This window comes from Mycobacterium sp. NGS18, assembly GCF_059813185.1.
This window is the reverse complement of the sequence record NZ_JCALEC010000007.1, coordinates 1-17,007: the sequence shown is the minus strand read 5'-3', so window position 1 is coordinate 17,007 and position 17,007 is coordinate 1. Positions and strand designations below refer to the sequence as shown.

Annotated in this window: 8 protein-coding genes; 1 reads left to right on the top strand and 7 read right to left on the bottom strand. The window is 70.4% G+C overall.

Translation table 11 applies throughout. The features are described from left to right. Positions 1 to 8: 8 nt before the first annotated feature. Genes AC5Y31_RS14390 through AC5Y31_RS14380 form a run of 3 tightly spaced genes read right to left on the bottom strand, consistent with a single transcriptional unit; the run spans position 9 to position 1,955 of the window. A complete protein-coding gene (locus AC5Y31_RS14390) occupies positions 9 to 737 on the bottom strand; it encodes a nitroreductase family protein (protein WP_064853842.1) in 729 nt (242 codons plus the stop codon). Then, entirely contained in the window at positions 734 to 1,246 is a 513-nt protein-coding gene (locus AC5Y31_RS14385; protein WP_065025249.1) for a DUF2505 domain-containing protein, read from the bottom strand. The genes AC5Y31_RS14390 and AC5Y31_RS14385 overlap by 4 nt, the downstream gene beginning before the upstream one ends. Positions 1,247 to 1,259: 13 nt before the next feature. Further along, complete coding sequence (locus AC5Y31_RS14380; protein WP_065025248.1) at positions 1,260 to 1,955, bottom strand: flavodoxin family protein; 696 nt, start codon at positions 1,953 to 1,955, stop codon at positions 1,260 to 1,262. A 217-nt stretch (positions 1,956 to 2,172) separates the two neighbouring features. On the opposite strand from AC5Y31_RS14380, the gene AC5Y31_RS14375 reads away from it, so the two are divergent. Then, positions 2,173 to 3,003 carry a class I SAM-dependent methyltransferase gene (locus tag AC5Y31_RS14375; RefSeq protein ID WP_499981093.1) on the top strand — a complete coding sequence of 277 codons (831 nt, stop codon included), beginning with the start codon at positions 2,173 to 2,175 and terminating at the stop codon, positions 3,001 to 3,003. Here AC5Y31_RS14375 and AC5Y31_RS14370 read toward each other — a convergent pair. The 4 genes from AC5Y31_RS14370 to AC5Y31_RS14355 form a co-directional block, all read right to left on the bottom strand. After that, entirely contained in the window at positions 2,996 to 4,255 is a 1,260-nt protein-coding gene (locus AC5Y31_RS14370) for a phthiocerol/phthiodiolone dimycocerosyl transferase family protein (protein ID WP_499981092.1), read from the bottom strand. The genes AC5Y31_RS14375 and AC5Y31_RS14370 overlap by 8 nt on opposite strands. Positions 4,256 to 4,274: 19 nt before the next feature. Next, positions 4,275 to 8,678 carry a type I polyketide synthase gene (locus tag AC5Y31_RS14365; protein ID WP_499981091.1) on the bottom strand — a complete coding sequence of 1,468 codons (4,404 nt, stop codon included), beginning with the start codon at positions 8,676 to 8,678 and terminating at the stop codon, positions 4,275 to 4,277. Then, positions 8,675 to 14,161: a type I polyketide synthase gene (locus tag AC5Y31_RS14360; RefSeq protein WP_499981090.1), complete on the bottom strand. Its 5,487-nt coding sequence runs from the start codon at positions 14,159 to 14,161 to the stop codon at positions 8,675 to 8,677. Before AC5Y31_RS14360 ends, AC5Y31_RS14365 begins: the two co-directional genes overlap by 4 nt. Beyond that, on the bottom strand, positions 14,161 to 17,007 hold a 2,847-nt coding region (locus AC5Y31_RS14355; RefSeq protein WP_499981088.1), incomplete at its 5' end, for an SDR family NAD(P)-dependent oxidoreductase. The genes AC5Y31_RS14360 and AC5Y31_RS14355, both read right to left, overlap by 1 nt.

The following is a 17,007-nucleotide window of genomic DNA, read 5'->3' as shown; positions in this document are numbered from 1 at the left end:
AAAAAGTATCATTTGGTCAGCCAGGCGCGGTTGCCGTAGCTGTCCAGATGGACCACTTCCCCGACCGGTCGGCGCGTGGTGGGACCGTAGCGCCCGCGCGGCCACCCCAGCGGCACGATGCAACACGGCGTCACCGCGTGCGGCAGACCCAAGATGCGCCGCGCCGCGCGCTGACTCCACAGTGGCAGCGTGATCAGCGAGGCGCCCAGCCCCATGGCGCGCGCGGCCAGCAGCAGGTTCTGCACGCTGGGATAGATGGAGCCCCAGTAGGCCGACTCGGCGATGTGCGGCATCCGCACCACCGGCAGCCGGCCCTCTCGCGCGCCCAGCCGCAGGCAGGCCACCACCAGCACCGGAATCTCGGCGAAGTGGTCGATCTGCCACTCCATCGCCCGCGCGATGCCGGCGATCGCCGGGTCGGTCTTGAGTCTGCGCCGCAGCACCACCCCGCGCTGAAGCTTCCAGGCCTGCCGGTAACGCTTGGCCAGTTCTTCCTTGACCCGCCGGTCCCGCACGACGATGAACTCCCAGTTCTGCCCGTCGTTACCGGTGGGCGCGCGCTGCGCCAGCTCGATGCACTTGAGCACCACGGCGTCGTCGACCGGTTCGGAGTACACCCGCCGCACCGCGCGCTGGGTCATCATCGCCTCGCCCAGCGGCATATCGAGGCGGGCCAGCGCCTCGGCCGGGGCGGGCACGTGGGTGGGAATGAACCGCGGGGCGTCCGGTGCCGTCATTTTCCGGCCCTGTCGCCCAGCCACTCCGCGGTGAACCGCTGGATCTCGGGGATGCCCTGGGCGAATTCCTTCGCCAGGAAACTCTCGATGGGGCCGCCGACCAGCGGGATCTTGAACTCGATGGTCCCGGTGAGATCCATCCGCGAGCCACTGCCGGTGGGTTGCAGCACGGCGGTCCCGCCGCCGCGGCCCGGCGCCCCGACCACCGCGACGTCGATGTCGCCGGTGACCCGGCCGTCGGAGGTAGGGGTCCAGACTTCGGTGGTGACGATGTTGAGGTCGCCACGGTAGACCTTGGTCAGGATTCCCGGCAGCGCGCCGTGGCGCAGGTCTTCGGTGACCACCACGCGCACCGCGCCTTGGGCGTCGACGGTCAGCGAGTCCAGCGTCTTCTCGCCGCCGTCAAACTCGGCGTTGCGGGCCAGCCAGTAGTCGCGCGAGCCGAACGCGGAGTGCACCTGCTCGACGCTCGCGGGCGACTCGAACACGATCTCGAAGGAACGCGGCATGGGTACCTTTCCCCTACTTGCCGAACAAGCGGCTCGCCAGGCCCGCGGCGAACGTGCGGACCCGGTCGAGTTGCTCGGGCTGGACGTTGGTGGGCGGCAGGCGCAGCCCCAGGTAACGCTTGCGGTAGCGCCCGGTGCCCAGGTAGCTGGTCAGCGACAGCATCGAGTGCAGCGGGTCGCCGGGATAGGTCAAGTGGATCTCGTCGGTGTAGCGGCCACCGCACTGCTCCCCCAGCCGAGCGACCTCGGCGTAGTTCTCCTGCCAGTACTCCCGACACACGGTGAATACCGCGAACGGCTTGCCGTCCAACAGCTTTCGCGCCTCATCCGTTTGCAGGAAGGACCGGATCGGCATGGCCGGCGCCTTCCACCAGGTCGGTGAGCCGATGCAGATCAGGTCGTAGTCGCCGTCGCGCACCGCGTCGGGGGTGCGGATCTCGCCGGTCTCGCCGCGCTGCTGGGCCTTGAGCACGCTGAGCATGTCGGGCCACACCCGCCGCATGGGGAACCGCGAGAACCGCTGCGCATAGCGCGGATCGGTGAATTCGATGCCGGCTTTGACCACCTCGCAGCCGCGCTCGGCGAAGGCCTCACCGGCGGCCTCGAGCACCTTGAGCGCCTGCCCGCTGTAGCTGTAGTACAGCAACAGGATCCGCGGCGCCCGCTGGTTGCCATTGGTCTCATCCGCCATGTCTGCCTCCTGGTTCATGCGGCGGTCCCAGCTTCGGCTCTCCTCCGTCGAGCCTCGCTGAACCGCCGGGTTCATGCGGCGGTCCCAGCTTCGGCTCTCCTCCGTCGAGCCTCGCTGAACCGCCGGGTTCATGCGGCGGTCCCAGCTTCGGCTCTCCTCCGTCGAGCCTCGCTGAACCGCCGGGTTCGACCGTGCGGTGCATCGAGTGCTGGTCTAGCGTATTAGGCTCCCCGACGTGGCAGACAAGATCCCCGTCGACCTGCACGGTGCCGCGGCGACCATGTTGACGACGCTGTACCTCAAGGCACTCGACGCCGATTTCGACTCCCCGGTCCTGGGCGATCGGTACGCCAAGGAAGCGGTCGAGCGCATCGACTTCGATTGGGACGCACTCAAAGCCCCCGGCCGGTGGGCGCCGCTGGTGACGGTGCGCACCGCCCAGTACGACATCTGGGCACGTCAGTTCCTGGCCGCCCACCCGCAGGCCACCGTCATCCACCTGGGCTGCGGCCTGGACGCCCGCGTCTTCCGGATCGACCCGGGACCGCAGGTGGCCTGGTACGACGTCGACCAACCGCCGGTGATCGCGTTGCGCGAGCAGATCTATCCCGACCGTCCCGGCTATCACCTGGTGGCGACGTCGGCGACCGACCCGTCCTGGCTGGACGAGATCCCCGCCGATCGCCCGGTACTGCTGCTGGCCGAGGGCATCAGCATGTACCTGACCGAATCCGACGGCGTGGCGCTGCTGCAGAGCATCGTCGACCGGTTTCCCGCCGGCGAACTGCAGATCGACTTCTACAACTGGCTCGGGGTCAAGACGCAGAAGACCCACCGGCTGCAGCGCCAATCCGGCGCCACGCTGCACTGGGCCGTCAACGACCCGGCCGACATTCTCGACAAGGTCACCGGAATCCGGCTGCTGGCCGCCGCCAACCTCTTCGACGCCGAGACCTTCCGCCGGGTGCCGGCCGGATTCCGGCGATCCAGCCGGGTGGCTCGCGCGGTGCCGCCGCTGCGCGGAATGCTGCAGTACCACCGCTACGCTTTCGGCCCGGTCAGCTGACGCCGGCAGCGGCGTGCCGCTCGGCGATGCCGCACAGCAGCGAGCGGATCGCCTCCACCGAGCGCTCCGGCTCGGGCCCGTGCGAGTGGTACTCGATGTTGAGCTGGCCGGCGAAGATCTGGGTGAAGTAGATGTCGATGCCGGCGCTGACGGCGAAGTACAGCTCGCCGTGCGTGGTGGTCACCTCCACACCCGGTGGGGTCCGCACCGGCGGCACCAGACCGTTGTTGCTCAGCACCACCACGTCCGGCATGCCGGGCGGGTTGCCGACGTACTGCGGGCTGAAGTGCAGCCGCGACTGCTGGATCACGCCCTCGTCGAGGTCCTTCTGGAAGTTCTCGGCGATCTCGCGGGCCATGTCGACCAGCTCGGTCTTGGCGTCGATCTCGGCGAGGTAGGTGGCCAGCCCGATCGGGTTGGTGCATCCGGTGGCCGAAACCGGCGGCGACAGAAAATATCTCAGGTCTACGGTGTAGATGTAGGGCACCGGGATGCGCAGCTTGCCGCGTAACTGCCATTCGGCCAGCAGCACCGCCGCCGAGAGCACCGCGTGCAGGCTCAGGTCGTGCGCCCGGCCGAACGCGACCACGTCGTCGGTCTGGCTTTCGGTCAGCCGGCAAGACGCCATCGGGACCAGTACCGGTTCCGACGGTGTCTCTTGCGAGACGGCTCGGCGAGTCGGCGGCAGGTCGTAGGCGAATAGGGCCGGCATGAACCGCTCGATCCCGGAACGCTGCTGCTTCTCGATCCCCCGGTCGGCGAGCACCGCCTCGATCGACTGCGGCGCGGGCTCGACGTTGATCGCACCGATGCGTCCGGTCGTGACCAGATCGGTGTAGAAGGCGAGCATCTCTTCGATCAGCGCATACATGTGGTGGCCGTCGGCGACGGCGTGGTGCACATACAGCGTCGGCTGTGCCTGCCCGTCGCGGATGATCACCCGCATCGCGACCAGCGACTCGGTCTGGTCGAAGTGCGGGGCCGGCGGCTGGGCATCGGGGCGAGCGAGTTCGATCACCTCGATGCCGTCGGGCATCAGGTCGTCGGTGACGAACTGGTGCCTGCCGTCGGGCAGTCGCTCAAGTCGCCCGGTGAGGATGGGGTGCGCCTCCAGCAGCGCCTCGTAGGCCTCCGAGAGCAGATCGATGTCGACCGGACCGGTGAGGTGGGCGGCGAGACCCACGAAATTGTGGGTCTCGGCGAGCATCTCCTCACTGTTCGCAAGCTTCCGAATGACCGACGTGGCAAACACTTTCGGGTTCTCCCCTCAACTAGGACAGCTCTACCAGGGTCATTTCCCCGTCTTCAGCATCGGCCGTTGCCAGATCGTCTTCGGCGATGGCCTCGCGGACCAGATCCATCACCGCTGTCGAGAAGCCGTCGGCGATCGAGGACACCACCGACTCCTCGATCCGGCGGCTGTCGAACCACCAGTCCAGATGCAGCACACCGGAGGTGCGGTAGGCCCGCAGCTCCAGAGCGTGTCCCAGACCGGGGATCGCCTCGCGCACCGGCATCGCGATGTCGCGGTCGAACTGCACCGGTGCGTCGCCCAGCGACGGCAGCTCGGGGATCGCACCGACGTACGCGAAGTGGATGTCGGCGGGTGCGACCGAGGAGAACAGTCGTGCAGTCGGCGCGTAGAGGTAGCGCAGCAAGCCGTAGCCGATCCCGTAATGCGGTACACCGCCCAGGGTTTCGTGGACTTCGTCCAGCAGCTGACGTGCGGTGGCCTGCGCCTCGGTGGAGCAGCTCAGCGCGACCGGGTAGATGGTGGTGAACCAGCCCACGGTGCGCCGCAGATCCACGTCGGGCTTGAGCACCGAGCGGCCCGCTCCCCCGATATCGACGGCCACGGTGCCCGCACCGACCGTCGCCGCCACCGCCCGGCTCAACCCGGCCAAGAGGATCTCGTTGATCGGCAGACGCAGCCGGCGTCGGGCGTCGTCGATCTCGCTGGTGTCAGCGGCCGCCAGCGACGAGGTGAGCTTGGACAGGTCGGCGGCCGCCGGCGGTTCGGCGACCTCCGCGCCCAGCCGCAGGGTCGCGGCTTTGGTTGCCTGCACCCAGTATTCGCGGCTCTCCAACACCGCCGGGTGGGTGGCAAGCCCGGCGCAGCGCTGCGACCATTCAGCCCAGCCGACGCCGACCGGCGCCAACTCGATGTCGTTGCCCGCCAGCTTCTGGCCGAACGCGGTGAAGATGTCGGTCAGCAGGATGTCGCGGGACGCCTCGTCACCGACCGTGGCGTGCAGGCTCAGGCCCAGATAGCAGACGTCACCCGCTGAACCGCGGATGTAGAGGGCGGTCAGCGGCGGGCAGGACAGGTCCTGTTCGCGGATGTGTTCGGCCAGCATCGTGCGCACCGCGTCGTGCTCTGCGGTGAGGCCCTCCGGCAGCGAATGCGTGCCGATCTCGCCGAACTCGCCGGGCTCGGCGATGTGCTGCTCCCAGGTGCCGGCCCGCTCGGTGATGCGGAGCCGCAGGGCGTCGTGGTGATTGACCACCGCGGTGAGCACCGAACGGACGTCGTCGACCGAGACGTCGGGGCGCAGTCGCAGGATCAGCGGGATGCGCCAATGCCCGTGCTCGCGAACACCGTTCTCCAGGAAGTAGGTGATGTTCGGCGGGACCGGCGGGTGCTCGACGCTGCCGGGCGACTGGCGGGCCAGCCCGCCGGCGGCGTAGCGGGCGGTCAGTGCCTTGGCCAGCGCCGCGACGGTCGGGTTGTCGTAGAGATCCTGCGGGGTCAGGTCCATCCCCTCGTGGGAGGCGGCCATCGCGACGCTGATCGCCACCAGCGAGTCCCCGCCGATGTCGAAGAAGTTGGCGTTGCGGTCGACCGAGCCGACCCCCAGGCAGATCCCCCAGATGCGTTGCAGCGTCGCCTCGATAGACGACCCGGTCGAGCCGCCGGCACCGTCGGCGCTGCCGGCCCCGCTCGCCGCGGCACCGTTGTTCACCGCGCCGGACACCCAGGTGGCCCCGGCATTGTGCTCCAGCCAATGCCGTTGACGCTCAAAGGGATAGCCCGGGACGGTGACCCGCTTGGGCTGGTAATCGCCGCGCAGGCCGGACCAGTCCACGTCGACGCCGGCGGCCCAGAGTTGGCCGAGCGCCAGCAAGAAGGTGTCCCGGTCGTCGCGGTTCTGGGCGTGGTGGCGCATCAGCCGCACGGTGCGGTGACCGTCGGCGAACTTGGGATGGCGGGCCGCCGAGGCGGTCAGGGTGGCCCCGGGTCCGACCTCCACCAGCACACGGTGCGGCTCGTTCAGCAGTGTGTCGATCTCGTCGGCGAAGCGCACCGTGGCCCGCACACTGCGCGCCCAGGTGGCCGGGTTGGTGGCTTCGCTGGCCGCCATCTGAGTGCCGGTCAGGTTCGACAGCAGCGGAATCCGCGGCTCGTGCAGCGTCTGGCGGGACAGGAAACCGGTGAACTCCGGGATCATCGACTCCATCAGGCGGGAGTGGAATGCGTGTGAGGTGCGCACCCGGCGGGCGTTGATCCCCGCCTGCTTGAGCGCGTCGGAGAACGCGCGGATCGCCTCTTCGCTGCCGGCCACCACGCAGCCGTCGGGATCGTTGACCGCGGCGAGGTCGACGTCGCCGGTGAGATACGTGCCGACCGCGTCGGGGCTCAGCGGCACCGCCACCATGACGCCGCGTGGCGCGGCATGCATCAGGCGGGCCCGCATCGCCACCACTTTGATCGCGGTGTCGAGGTCGAAGACGCCGGCGACGGTGGCCGCGGCGTATTCGCCGATGCTGTGGCCCACCAGCGCCGCCGGACGCACCCCGTAGCTTTCGATCAGCTTCGCCAGCGCGTATTCGACGGTGAACAGTGCCGGCTGGGTGCGGTCGGTGCGCTCCAGGTCGCGGGAGGTGCCGTCGAAGATCAGCGCGCGCAGGTCGAAGCCCAGTTCGGCGTCGAATCCGGCGACACAACGGTCGAAGTACTCGGCGAACACCGGTTCGGTGTCATACAGCCCGCGCGCCATCCCGATGTGCTGCGCGCCCTGGCCCGGGAACAAGAACACCACCCGGTCGGTCTCCGACGCGTCGGTCACACCTTCGCCGATGAAGACGTTCTCGCTCTCCTCGGCGCCGAGCACAGTGACCGCGTCGGCCCGGTCGGCGACGACCGCGGCCAGCCGGAGGTTCTCCGGCTTGCGGCGCGCCAGGGAGTAGGCCACATCGGTCAGATTCGGCGCTTCGGTGTCAGCGCCGCCGGACAGCTCGGCCGCCAGGTCCGACCGGCCCTGTTGCAGCGCCTCGGCGGTACGCGCGGACAGCAACAGCACCTGCGGCCCGGCCTGCGGTGCGGCGCCCACCGGCGACTCCTCCGCCCATTCTTCCAAGATGACGTGCGCGTTGGTGCCGCCGACCCCGAAGGAGCTGACACCCGCGCGGCGGATGCCGTCGGACTCCCAGGGCCCGTACTCGCTGCGGATTCGGAACGGCCCGGAGTCCAGGTGCAGTTCCGGGTTCGGGCTGGTGTAGTGCAGCGTGCCCGGGATGGCCCGGTGCTTGAGGCACAGGATGGTCTTGATCAGGCTCGCGATCCCGGCCGCCGACTCCAGGTGCCCGATGTTGGACTTGACCGAGCCCACATAGCAGGGGCCGGAGCGCTCCTCCTCCGAAACGGCGAAAGCCTGTCGCAGGCCTTCGATTTCGATCGGGTCGCCCAGCGGAGTGCCGGTACCGTGCGATTCGATGTAACTGATGGTGGAGGCGTCGACCTCGGCCACCGCGTGCGCTTCGGCGATCACGTCGGCCTGCCCGGCGGCGGTGGGCGCGGCGTAGGTCATCTTGGTGGCGCCGTCGTTGTTCAGCGCCGAGCCGCGAATCACCGCGTGGATGCGGTCACCGTCGTCGACCGCGTCGGCCAGCGACTTGAGCACCACCACGCCGACACCGCTGGAGAAGATCGTGCCGTCGGCGCGCACGTCGAACGGCCGGCAGTGCCCGGTCGCCGACACCATCGAACCCGGCTCGTGCCAGTACCCGACGTGGTGCGGAATGCGCAGCGACGCACCGCCGGCCAGCGCCATGTCGCATTCGCCGTTGAGAATGCTCTGGCAGGCCAGGTGCACCGCGACCAGCGCCGAGGAGCAGGCCGTCTGCACCGACAGCGCCGGCCCGCGCAGGTTGAGCTGGTGGGCCACCCGGGTGGCCAGGTAGTCCTTGTCGTTCTGCAGCGACAGGTTGACCATGTCGAAGCTGACGCCCTGCCCGATGATCTGGTTGGGGTCGTAGTGCGACATCAGGTTGTGCAGCAGGTAGCCGCTGGTGGTGCTGGTCCCGTAGACGCCGACCGATCCCTCGAGCTCGCCGGGCTGGTAGCCGGCGTCCTCCAGGGCGTGCCATGCGGTCTGCAGGAACAGCCGGTGCTGCGGGTCCATGGTGCGCGCGGCCAGCGGGGTGAAGCCGAAGAACCCGGCGTCGAACTCCTCGATGCCCTCCAGCAGCGCGGCTCGCCGAACGTAGTTGTGGTTCGCCAGCGCCTTGTCGCTGACGCCGGCGGCACGCAGCTCGTCTTCGGACAGCGTGACGATGGACTCCGTGCCGCGCCGCAGGTTGTCCCAGAACGCCGTCAGGGTGCGGGCGCCGGGAAACCGCCCGGCCATACCCACGACCGCGATTGCATTGGGCGGCACTTCGTTGTTGGTGCTCACGTTCGGTCTCCTACTTTTCGCCGCGACGCCGCCCGTTGCCGCGCTGCGGCACGCTGCTGCGCCCGGCTACGAACACCGCCGACATCGCCGGCGCCGTCTCCGCTCTCCTGTGCTGCCAGGCCGAGTTGCCGGGTCAGGTCGGCCGCCAGGTCGGTCAGTGAGGCGCCCTGCAACAGCAGCGCCACCGGCGGCTCCGCCCCGAAGTCGCCGCGGACGGTGTTGCGGATGCGTACCGCCATCAACGAGTCCATCCCGAGTTCGGTCAGCGGACGGGCCGGATCGATCGCACTGTCCTTCGGGTAGCCCATGATGGCCATGATCCGGGCCCCCAACCGGGCGACCACCGCTTTGGTTGCTTCGGCGGGGTCGAGCTGGCGCAGGCCCTCCGGGCCGGGCCAGTCGTCGTCCTCGCTGTCGAGGTCGAGCTCGCCGGCCAAGGTGGAGAAGTACCCGAGTTGCTGCAGTTCCGGGAAGGCCGCGGCCACCCGGTCCAGCCGCAGTCGCGCCACCCCGATCTGCCCGAGATCGCCGCCGAGAATGGCCTCCAGCGCCTCCATCCCCTCGACCGGGTCGATCGGGTCCAGCGCGCTGAACTTGAGCTCCTGAGCGACGCCGACACCCGACCACTGGCCCCAGTTGATGGTGATCGCCGGCAGCCCGGCGGCCCGCCGCCACGCCACCAGGCCATCCAGCCAGGCGCTGGCCGCGGCGTAGGAGGCCTGGCCGGGCGCCCCGAGCAGCGATGACGTCGAGGAGAACCCGACCCACCAGTCCAGGTCTTTTCCGGTGGTGGCCACATGCAGGCGCAGAGCTCCGGCCGCCTTGGGCGCCCACACCCGGTCCAAGGTCTCCTTGTCGATGCCGACCACGATCTGGTCGTCGATCACCGCGGCGCCGTGGATCACTCCGCGCAGCGTCAGCCCGGTCTCTTCCGCCGAGGTGACCAGGCTCTCGGCGGTACCCGGAGCGGCGAGGTCACCGGAGACCACCGCGATCTGGGCGCGTTCGGCCAGCTCGTCGAGCACCGCGCGCTGCTCCGCGGAGGGCTGCGAACGGCTGTTGAGCACGATCCGCGCGGCGCCGTGGTCGATCAGCCAGCGGGCCACCACCAGCCCGATGCCGCCCAAACCGCCGGTGAGCACGTAGGCGCCGTCGCGCCGCACGGCCGGGACGCCGGTGGCGGTCAGGGTGGCCCGCTTGAGGCGTTCGGCGTAGCGGTTCTCCCCGCGCCAAGCCACCACGTCGTCGGTGCTGGCCAGCCCCAGCTCGGTGATCAGCGCCGCCACCGGGTCCGCCGAGGCGTCCAGGTCGACCACGCCGGTGTGCAGGTCCGGGTGCTCGTAGGCCAGCACCCGCACCAGCCCCTTGAGGGCGGAGATCGACGGGTCGCCGTGCTCAAGCGGCGGTCCCAGCTTCGCCTCTCCTCCGTCGAGCCTCGCTGAACCGCCGGATTCTCCGGCACCGACGGTCAGGCCGTTGCGGCCGACCAGCCACAGCCGTGGCGCGGTGCCGTGCCAGCCGCCGACGATGGTGCGCACCGTCGAGGCGACCGACCAGGCCAGATCGCGGCCTCGAACAGCTGCATCGCCCGGGGTCTCGTCGAAGGGGGTGGCGGCAGGCACGACGATCACGCCGACCGGGGGCCGGTCCGGGTCGTCGGCGGTCCGCGAGAACGCCTCGCGCACCGCGGGCTCGCTGCGCAGGTCCGCGGTGATGACCCGGCGGCTCTCCGCGGAGAACCGGGCGGCGAAATCAGCTGCCAGCGCTTCGCTTTCAGGTCCGTCGGTCAGCACCAGCCAGCTGCCGTCGGCGGCTGCCGGGGGCTGCGCCGGAACCGGAACATCGATCCAGTCGGTGTCGAAGATCTTCTGGGTCAGCGGCAGCGGCACCGTGCGGCGCTGCACCCGCTGCAGATAAATCCCGGACAGCTCCGCGGTCGTCGCCCCGGTCTCGTCGGTCAGGATGACCCGCCCCAGGATGCCGCCGTCGTCATGGCTGACCACCTCGGCGTAGCCGCGGGCCCGCCGGCCCACTTCGCCGAACACCCGGATGGTCTCCACCGCGACCGGAAGGTAGGTGGCTTCCTCGGCCCCGCTCAGCGATTCGTCGGGCAGCGCGGCGGCCAAGCACTGCAGGGCCGCGTCGAGCATGACCGGGTGAATCCGGTAGCCGCGGTGCGCGGTCGCCTCGTCGGGCAGCACGATCTCGGCTTCCGAGGCGCCGCCGGGTTTGCGGACGATGCGGGTGAGCGCGGCGAACGCCGGACCGTGCTGCAGTCCGGTGCGACGCAGCGCCGTGTACAGATCCGCCGGGGACAGCGTGGTACCGCCGGTGGCGGATGCCGGACGTTGCGCCGGGGCGGCGGATTGCGCCGCCGCGGCCCGGGCGACGGCGTGACGCGACCAGGCGCCGCCGGGAGCGCGGGAGTGGACCTCGACCCGCAACTCGTCGGAGCCATCAGCGTCGTGCAACAGCCGGGTCGTGACCTCGGTGCGGTCGTCGACCCGCAGCATCTGCTCGACCTCGACCCGGTCCACCGCGACTGCCGACGGGGGCAGGCCCAGCGCTTCGCCGGCCGCGGCCAGCGCAATCTCGGCGAAACCGGTGGCCGGCATCACGACCTGGCCGTGCACCTTGTGATGCGCCATCCACGCGACGATGTCGGTGCCCACGTCGGCCTGCCAGACGTGGCCGTGGCCGGCCGGTAGCTCGACGTGGACACCCAGCAGCGGATGCGCATCCGCCAAGTGCCGGTTGGCGGCGGTCGCGCCCGCCCAGTACCGCACGTGCTGCCACGGCCGCGGCGGCAGGTCGGCGCGCCCGATGCCGCCGTCGGGGTGCGGCGCGTCAGCCGGCGGCGGGGCGACGGCCGCCAGGTTGGTGTGGAAGCTCAGCGCCTCGGGCTGATCGCGCAGCAAGGTGCCGGTCACGACGTGGTCGCCGGCGGGCCGCGCCGACTCCAGGTTGCCGTTGATGGCGTGGCTGAGCAGCGGGTGCGGGCTGACCTCGACGAAGGTGGCGTGACCGGCCGCGGCGGCGGTGACGGCCTGGCTGAACCGCACCGGGTTGCGCAGGTTGTGCACCCAGTAGTCGGCATTAAATACCGGCAGGCCGGTTCCATCTCCGGTTTGACCGACCGTGCTGATCAGCGGAATCTTCGGGGCCGACGGCGCAAGGCCGGCGAGCGCGGTGGCCAGCTCGCCCAGGATCGGGTCCACGGTGGGGTGATGCGAGGCGACGTCCACCTCGACGCGACGGGCCAGCTTGCCCTGGGCGTCGACCACCGCGACCACCGCGTCGACCTGATCGGGCGGGCCGGCGATCACGGTCTGCTGCGGGGCGGCGTACACCGCCACGGTGATCCCGCCGTGCTCGGCGACCAGCTTCTCGGCCGCCTCGGCGTCCACCTCCAGCAGTGCCATCGCACCCTGGCCGCTCAACCGGGCCATCAGCTTCGAGCGGGTGGCGATCACCTTCAGTCCGTCGGCCGGGCTCAGCGCACCGGCGACCACCGCGGCGGCCACCTCCCCCATCGAATGCCCGATCACCGCGTCCGGCTCGACCCCGTGGGAGCGCCACAACGCCGTCAGCGCCAGCTGCATGCCCACCAGCACCGGCTGGATCCGGTCGATGCCGACCACCGGTTCACCGGATTCCAGCACGCCGCGCAGCGAGAACCCGACCTGCGCAACGAAGTCCGGCTCCAGCTCGTCGACGGCGGCAGCGAACGCCGGCTCGTCGATCAGCAGTTGACGGCCCATACCGGCCCACTGCGACCCCTGGCCCGAGTACAGAAAGACCGTGCCTTTGCCGCCCTGGTCGCTCTGCGCGGTGCGGGTGCCGACCACGCCGGGCGCCGGATATCCGCCGGCGACCGCCCGCAGCCCGGCCAACGCCTGCTCGGTGTCGCGCGCGCACACGGTGGCGAACTTGGCGTACCGGCCGCGGTGGTGGTTGAGCGTGTTGGCGATGTCGGCCAGCGGCACCGCGGCGCCGGGGCCGGCCAGCCAGTCGGCCAGGGTGGCGGCCCAGGCCGCCACCCGCTGCTCGGTTTTGCCCGAGACCACCAGCGTGCTCACCGGATCCGCCGGAGCCGGTGCCGGTGCCAGGTCGGGTCCCTGCTCGAGCACCACGTGCGCGTTGGTTCCGCCCAGCCCGAACGACGACACCGCGGCGCGGCGGGGGCCCTCGGCCGCCGGCCAGGGTGTCATCTCGGTGGGGATGAACAGCCGGGTCGGGGACGGGTCGATCGATGGGTTCCATTTGGAGAAGTGCAGATTCGGCGGAATCTGGGCCCGCTGTACCGCCAGTGCGGCCTTGATGAAGCCGGCGATTCCCGCGGCGGCCTCCAGGTGGCCGATATTGGTCTTCACCGCGCCCAGCGCACAGCGGTCGGGTCCCTTGCCGTACACGTCGGCCAGCGCCTCGAACTCGATCGGGTCACCGAGACCGGTTCCGGTGCCGTGCGCTTCGATCAGGTTCACCGAACTCGGCGGGACGTTCGCCCCGCGCAGCGCCTGGCGGATGACCTCGCTTTGGGCGATGGTGTTCGGCGCAGTCAGGCCGTTGGAACGGCCGTCTTGGTTGACCGCCGAACCCCGCACCACAGCGAGCACCCGGTCGCCGTCGCGCATCGCGTCGGTGAGCCGCTTGAGCACCACGACCCCGGTGCCCTCGCCGCGCACGAAGCCGTCGGCGCCGGCGTCGAAGCTGTGGCAGCGGCCGCGCGGGGACAGCATGCCCCACTTGGCCATGGCGATCTGCGTCTCGGGGCGCAGGATGAGGCTGACGCCGCCGGCCAGGGCCAGGTCACTCTCACGCATGCGCAGGCTCTGGCAGGCCATGTGGATGGTGACCAGCGACGAGGAGCACGCCGAGTCCATCGCGATCGCGGGCCCGCGCAGGCCCAACAGGTAGGCGATGCGTCCGACCGCCACGGCGTGGGCGGTTCCGGTGGCCGTGTAACCGTCGATGGCGTTCGGGTTCGATCCCGAAATACCTTGGTATTCGGTGTAATAAATGCCCATCATCACCGCGGCGCGGATGCCGGCCAGCTTCTCCGGCGACATCCCGGCGTGGTCGAGGGCTTCCCACGCTACTTCCAGCATCAGCCGCTGCTGGGGGTCCATGGCTTCGGCTTCGCGCGGCGAGATGCCGAAGAAATCAGCATCGAACCCGGCCACATCATCGGTGAGGAAGCCGCCCCACTTCGACGACATCTTGCCCGACGCCAGCGTGTCCGGGTCGTAGTACTCCTCGGCGTCCCAGCGGTCCGCGGGAACCTCGACGATCGCGTCGGTGCCGTTGGCGAGCATGTTCCAGTAGGCGTCCGGACCGGCGGCTCCCCCGGGCAGCCGGCAACCGATGCCGACCACTGCGATCGGTTCGGCGGCCGTGGTCTGCGCTGCCTTCTCGAACTTCCCGTTCAGTTCGTCGCGCTTCTCGGCCGGCAGCGCCGACATCCTGTTGAAGATCGTCGTCATCAAAAACTACCGCTCTCGCTCCCGGTCGATGCCGATTCGACCTGATCGAACAACTCGTCCAGCACACCGCCGGTGGAGTCGAACGTCAGATGACCGTCATCTTGGGCTGCGTCGTCCTGGGGGGCGTACCGGGATGCCAACAATCCCACCAGATGGGTCGCCAAAGCAGAAATGCTGGGGTGATTCCAGAGCATTGACGCCGACAAATCCACCCCCACCAGCTGCTGTGTCTCTTTCAGAACCGTCATCGCGATCATCGAATCGAGGCCCATCTCCGGGAACGGCTGATCGACGTCGACCGCAGCCGCCGATGTCCGGAGCTCGCGGGCAAGAATAGCCTGCAATCTGACCACCAACTCGTCACGTCGCTGGTCCGCGGGGATCTGCGACCAGTCCGGGGCCGCCGACGGATCTGCGGCACCGCCGCTGCCCGAAGACTCGGCAGCACCGGACGTCGCGGCCTCGCCGACCAGATCCTCGAAGAAGGTGAGGTCGCGGAACTCCGGCGAGGTGGCGACCGCACGGTCGATGCGCAGCCGTCCCACCCCGACCCGCGAGAAGTCCGCGCCGAGCACCGCGTCCAGCGCCTCGACGCCCTCGTCGGGGCTGATCGGATCGAGAACGCTGAGGGTCATGGAGCGCCCGAGGCCCACGTCGGACCACTGGCCCCAGTTGATGGCGGTGGCCGGCAAGCCGGACGCGTGCCGCCACGCCATCAGGGCGTCCAGCCACGCGTTGGAGGTGGCGTAGCCGAGCTGGCCGGGCAGGCCCAGCAGGGCGGCCATCGAGGAGAACCCCACCCACCAGTCCAGCCCGCGGTCCGCGGTGGCGGCGTGCAGCTGCGCCGCGCCGGCGGCCTTGGCCGACCAGACGCTCTCCAGGCTCTCCGGGGTCACTTCCGTCACGAGCCCGTCACCGAGCACACCGGCCGCGTGTACGACGCCGCGCAGCGGCCGGCCGGTCTCTTCGGCGGCGGCGACCAGACGTTGCGCCACCCCCGGCGAACTGATGTCACCGGGAACGAACAGCACCTCGGTGTCGACGGCCAGCTCTGCCAGCACCGCGCGCTGGGCTTCAGAGGGCTCGCTGCGGCCGTTGAGGACGATCCGCCCGGCGCCGCGGGCCGCCAGCCAGCGTGCCACCACGATGCCCAGCCCGCCCAGACCGCCGGTGAGCAGATAGGAGCCGTCGGCGCGGACGGTGGCGCGCGGGGTGTCGCCGGTTCCGGCGAGTGTGGCCCGGGTGAGCCGCTCGATGTGGCGCTGCTGCCCGCGGTAGGCGATGACATCGTCGCGGACCGGGGCCCGAAGTTCGCCCAGCAGCGTGGCGACCAGGGACTCGGTGTCGGCCGCGGGGTCCACATCGACCAGGGTGGCGGCCAAGTCCGGTTCGTCGGCCAGCACCCGGGCCAGCTCGCCGGGGAACCGCCAGGTACGCACCACACCCTTGAGGGCGCCGATGGCCGGGTCGCCGGGCTCGCCGCCGGCGACCGCCAGCCCGCCGCGGCTGACCAGCCACAGCCGCGCGCCTTTAGCCCCGGCCTCAACGGCCGCGCGAGCAGCCGTGGACGCCGTCCAGATGAGGTCGCGGGCGCGGGCCAGCGCTTGCGGGTCGGCGACATTGAGGCTCTGCCGCGCCAGGAACACCACGATCCCGGCCGGCGGGTGCGCGGAATCGGCGGCGGCCTGCGCGACGGCCTCGGTCAGTGCCGGTCGGTCGGCGAACGGGCCGGTGACGACCTTGCGGTCGGGTGCGGCCAGCCGCGCGGCGAATGCCGCCGCGACGCCCTCGGTGTCCGAGTCCGGCTCCGCGAGCACGAGCCAGCTGCCCGGGGCCGCATCGGCGGGTTCCGGCGCCGCGGACTCGATCCACTCGGTGGCGAAGATCTTCTGCTCCAGCGGCACCCGCAGCGAGCGCGGGTCGATCGGACGCAGTTCGATCCCGGTGAGCTCGGCGAGTGGGGCGCCCGCGTCATCGGTCAGCAGCACCCGGCCCACCGCGGCTCCGTCGTCGCTGCCGGTCACCTCGGTGTGGCAACGCACCTGACGTCCGGCCGGTGCGAAAACCTGCACCGCGGCCACCGCCGCCGGCGCATAACCGAGGTCTCCGGAGCCGTCGCCGGGGATCGCTGCCGCCAGCTGGCGCAGCGCGGCATCGAGCAGCACCGGGTGCAGGTGGTAGGCCGGATGGGTGGCGACGTCGTCGGGCAGCGTGAGCACGCTCTGCCCCGGGGTCGCCTCGGCCGCCTGCGCCGCCGGTGCGATCTCGGCGAGCGCATACCGCGTCCAGGCCCCGCCGGCGGACCGGGCGTGGATCTCGATCCGGGTCTGCGCGTCCGCTTTGAGTTGGGTGGTGATCTGCATCGCGTCGTCGAGCACCAGCGGCTGCTCGATCGCCAAGCCGGTCACCGAGAGCGACTCGACGGGTGTGCCGAGTGCTTGGCTGCCCGCGGCCAAGGCCATCTCGATCAGGGCCGCCGCCGGCAGCACGGGTTGTCCCTGCACCTGCTGCTCGGCCAGCCAGGGCAGCAGTTCGGTGCTCAGGTCGGTCTGCCAGATGTGGTCGCGGCCGGTGGGCAGCTCGACGTGCGCACCAAGCAGCGGGTGGACATCGGGTGCCTGGCCGGCCCGCGCGGGCGCAGCGAGCCAGTGATGACTGTGCTGCCATGGGGCGCTGGGCAATTCGGCGAAGCCCCCGGCAATGGTGCCGTCTGCGCCGGAGCCCAGTTCGGCGAGCTGAAGGTGGAAGCTCAGCGTTTCGTCGTCGCCCCGGCGCAGGGTCGACGCCACCGTCGCGGGTTCGGCTGCGGCGGCCTCGACCGTCTCGATGATCGAGTGCGTCAACAG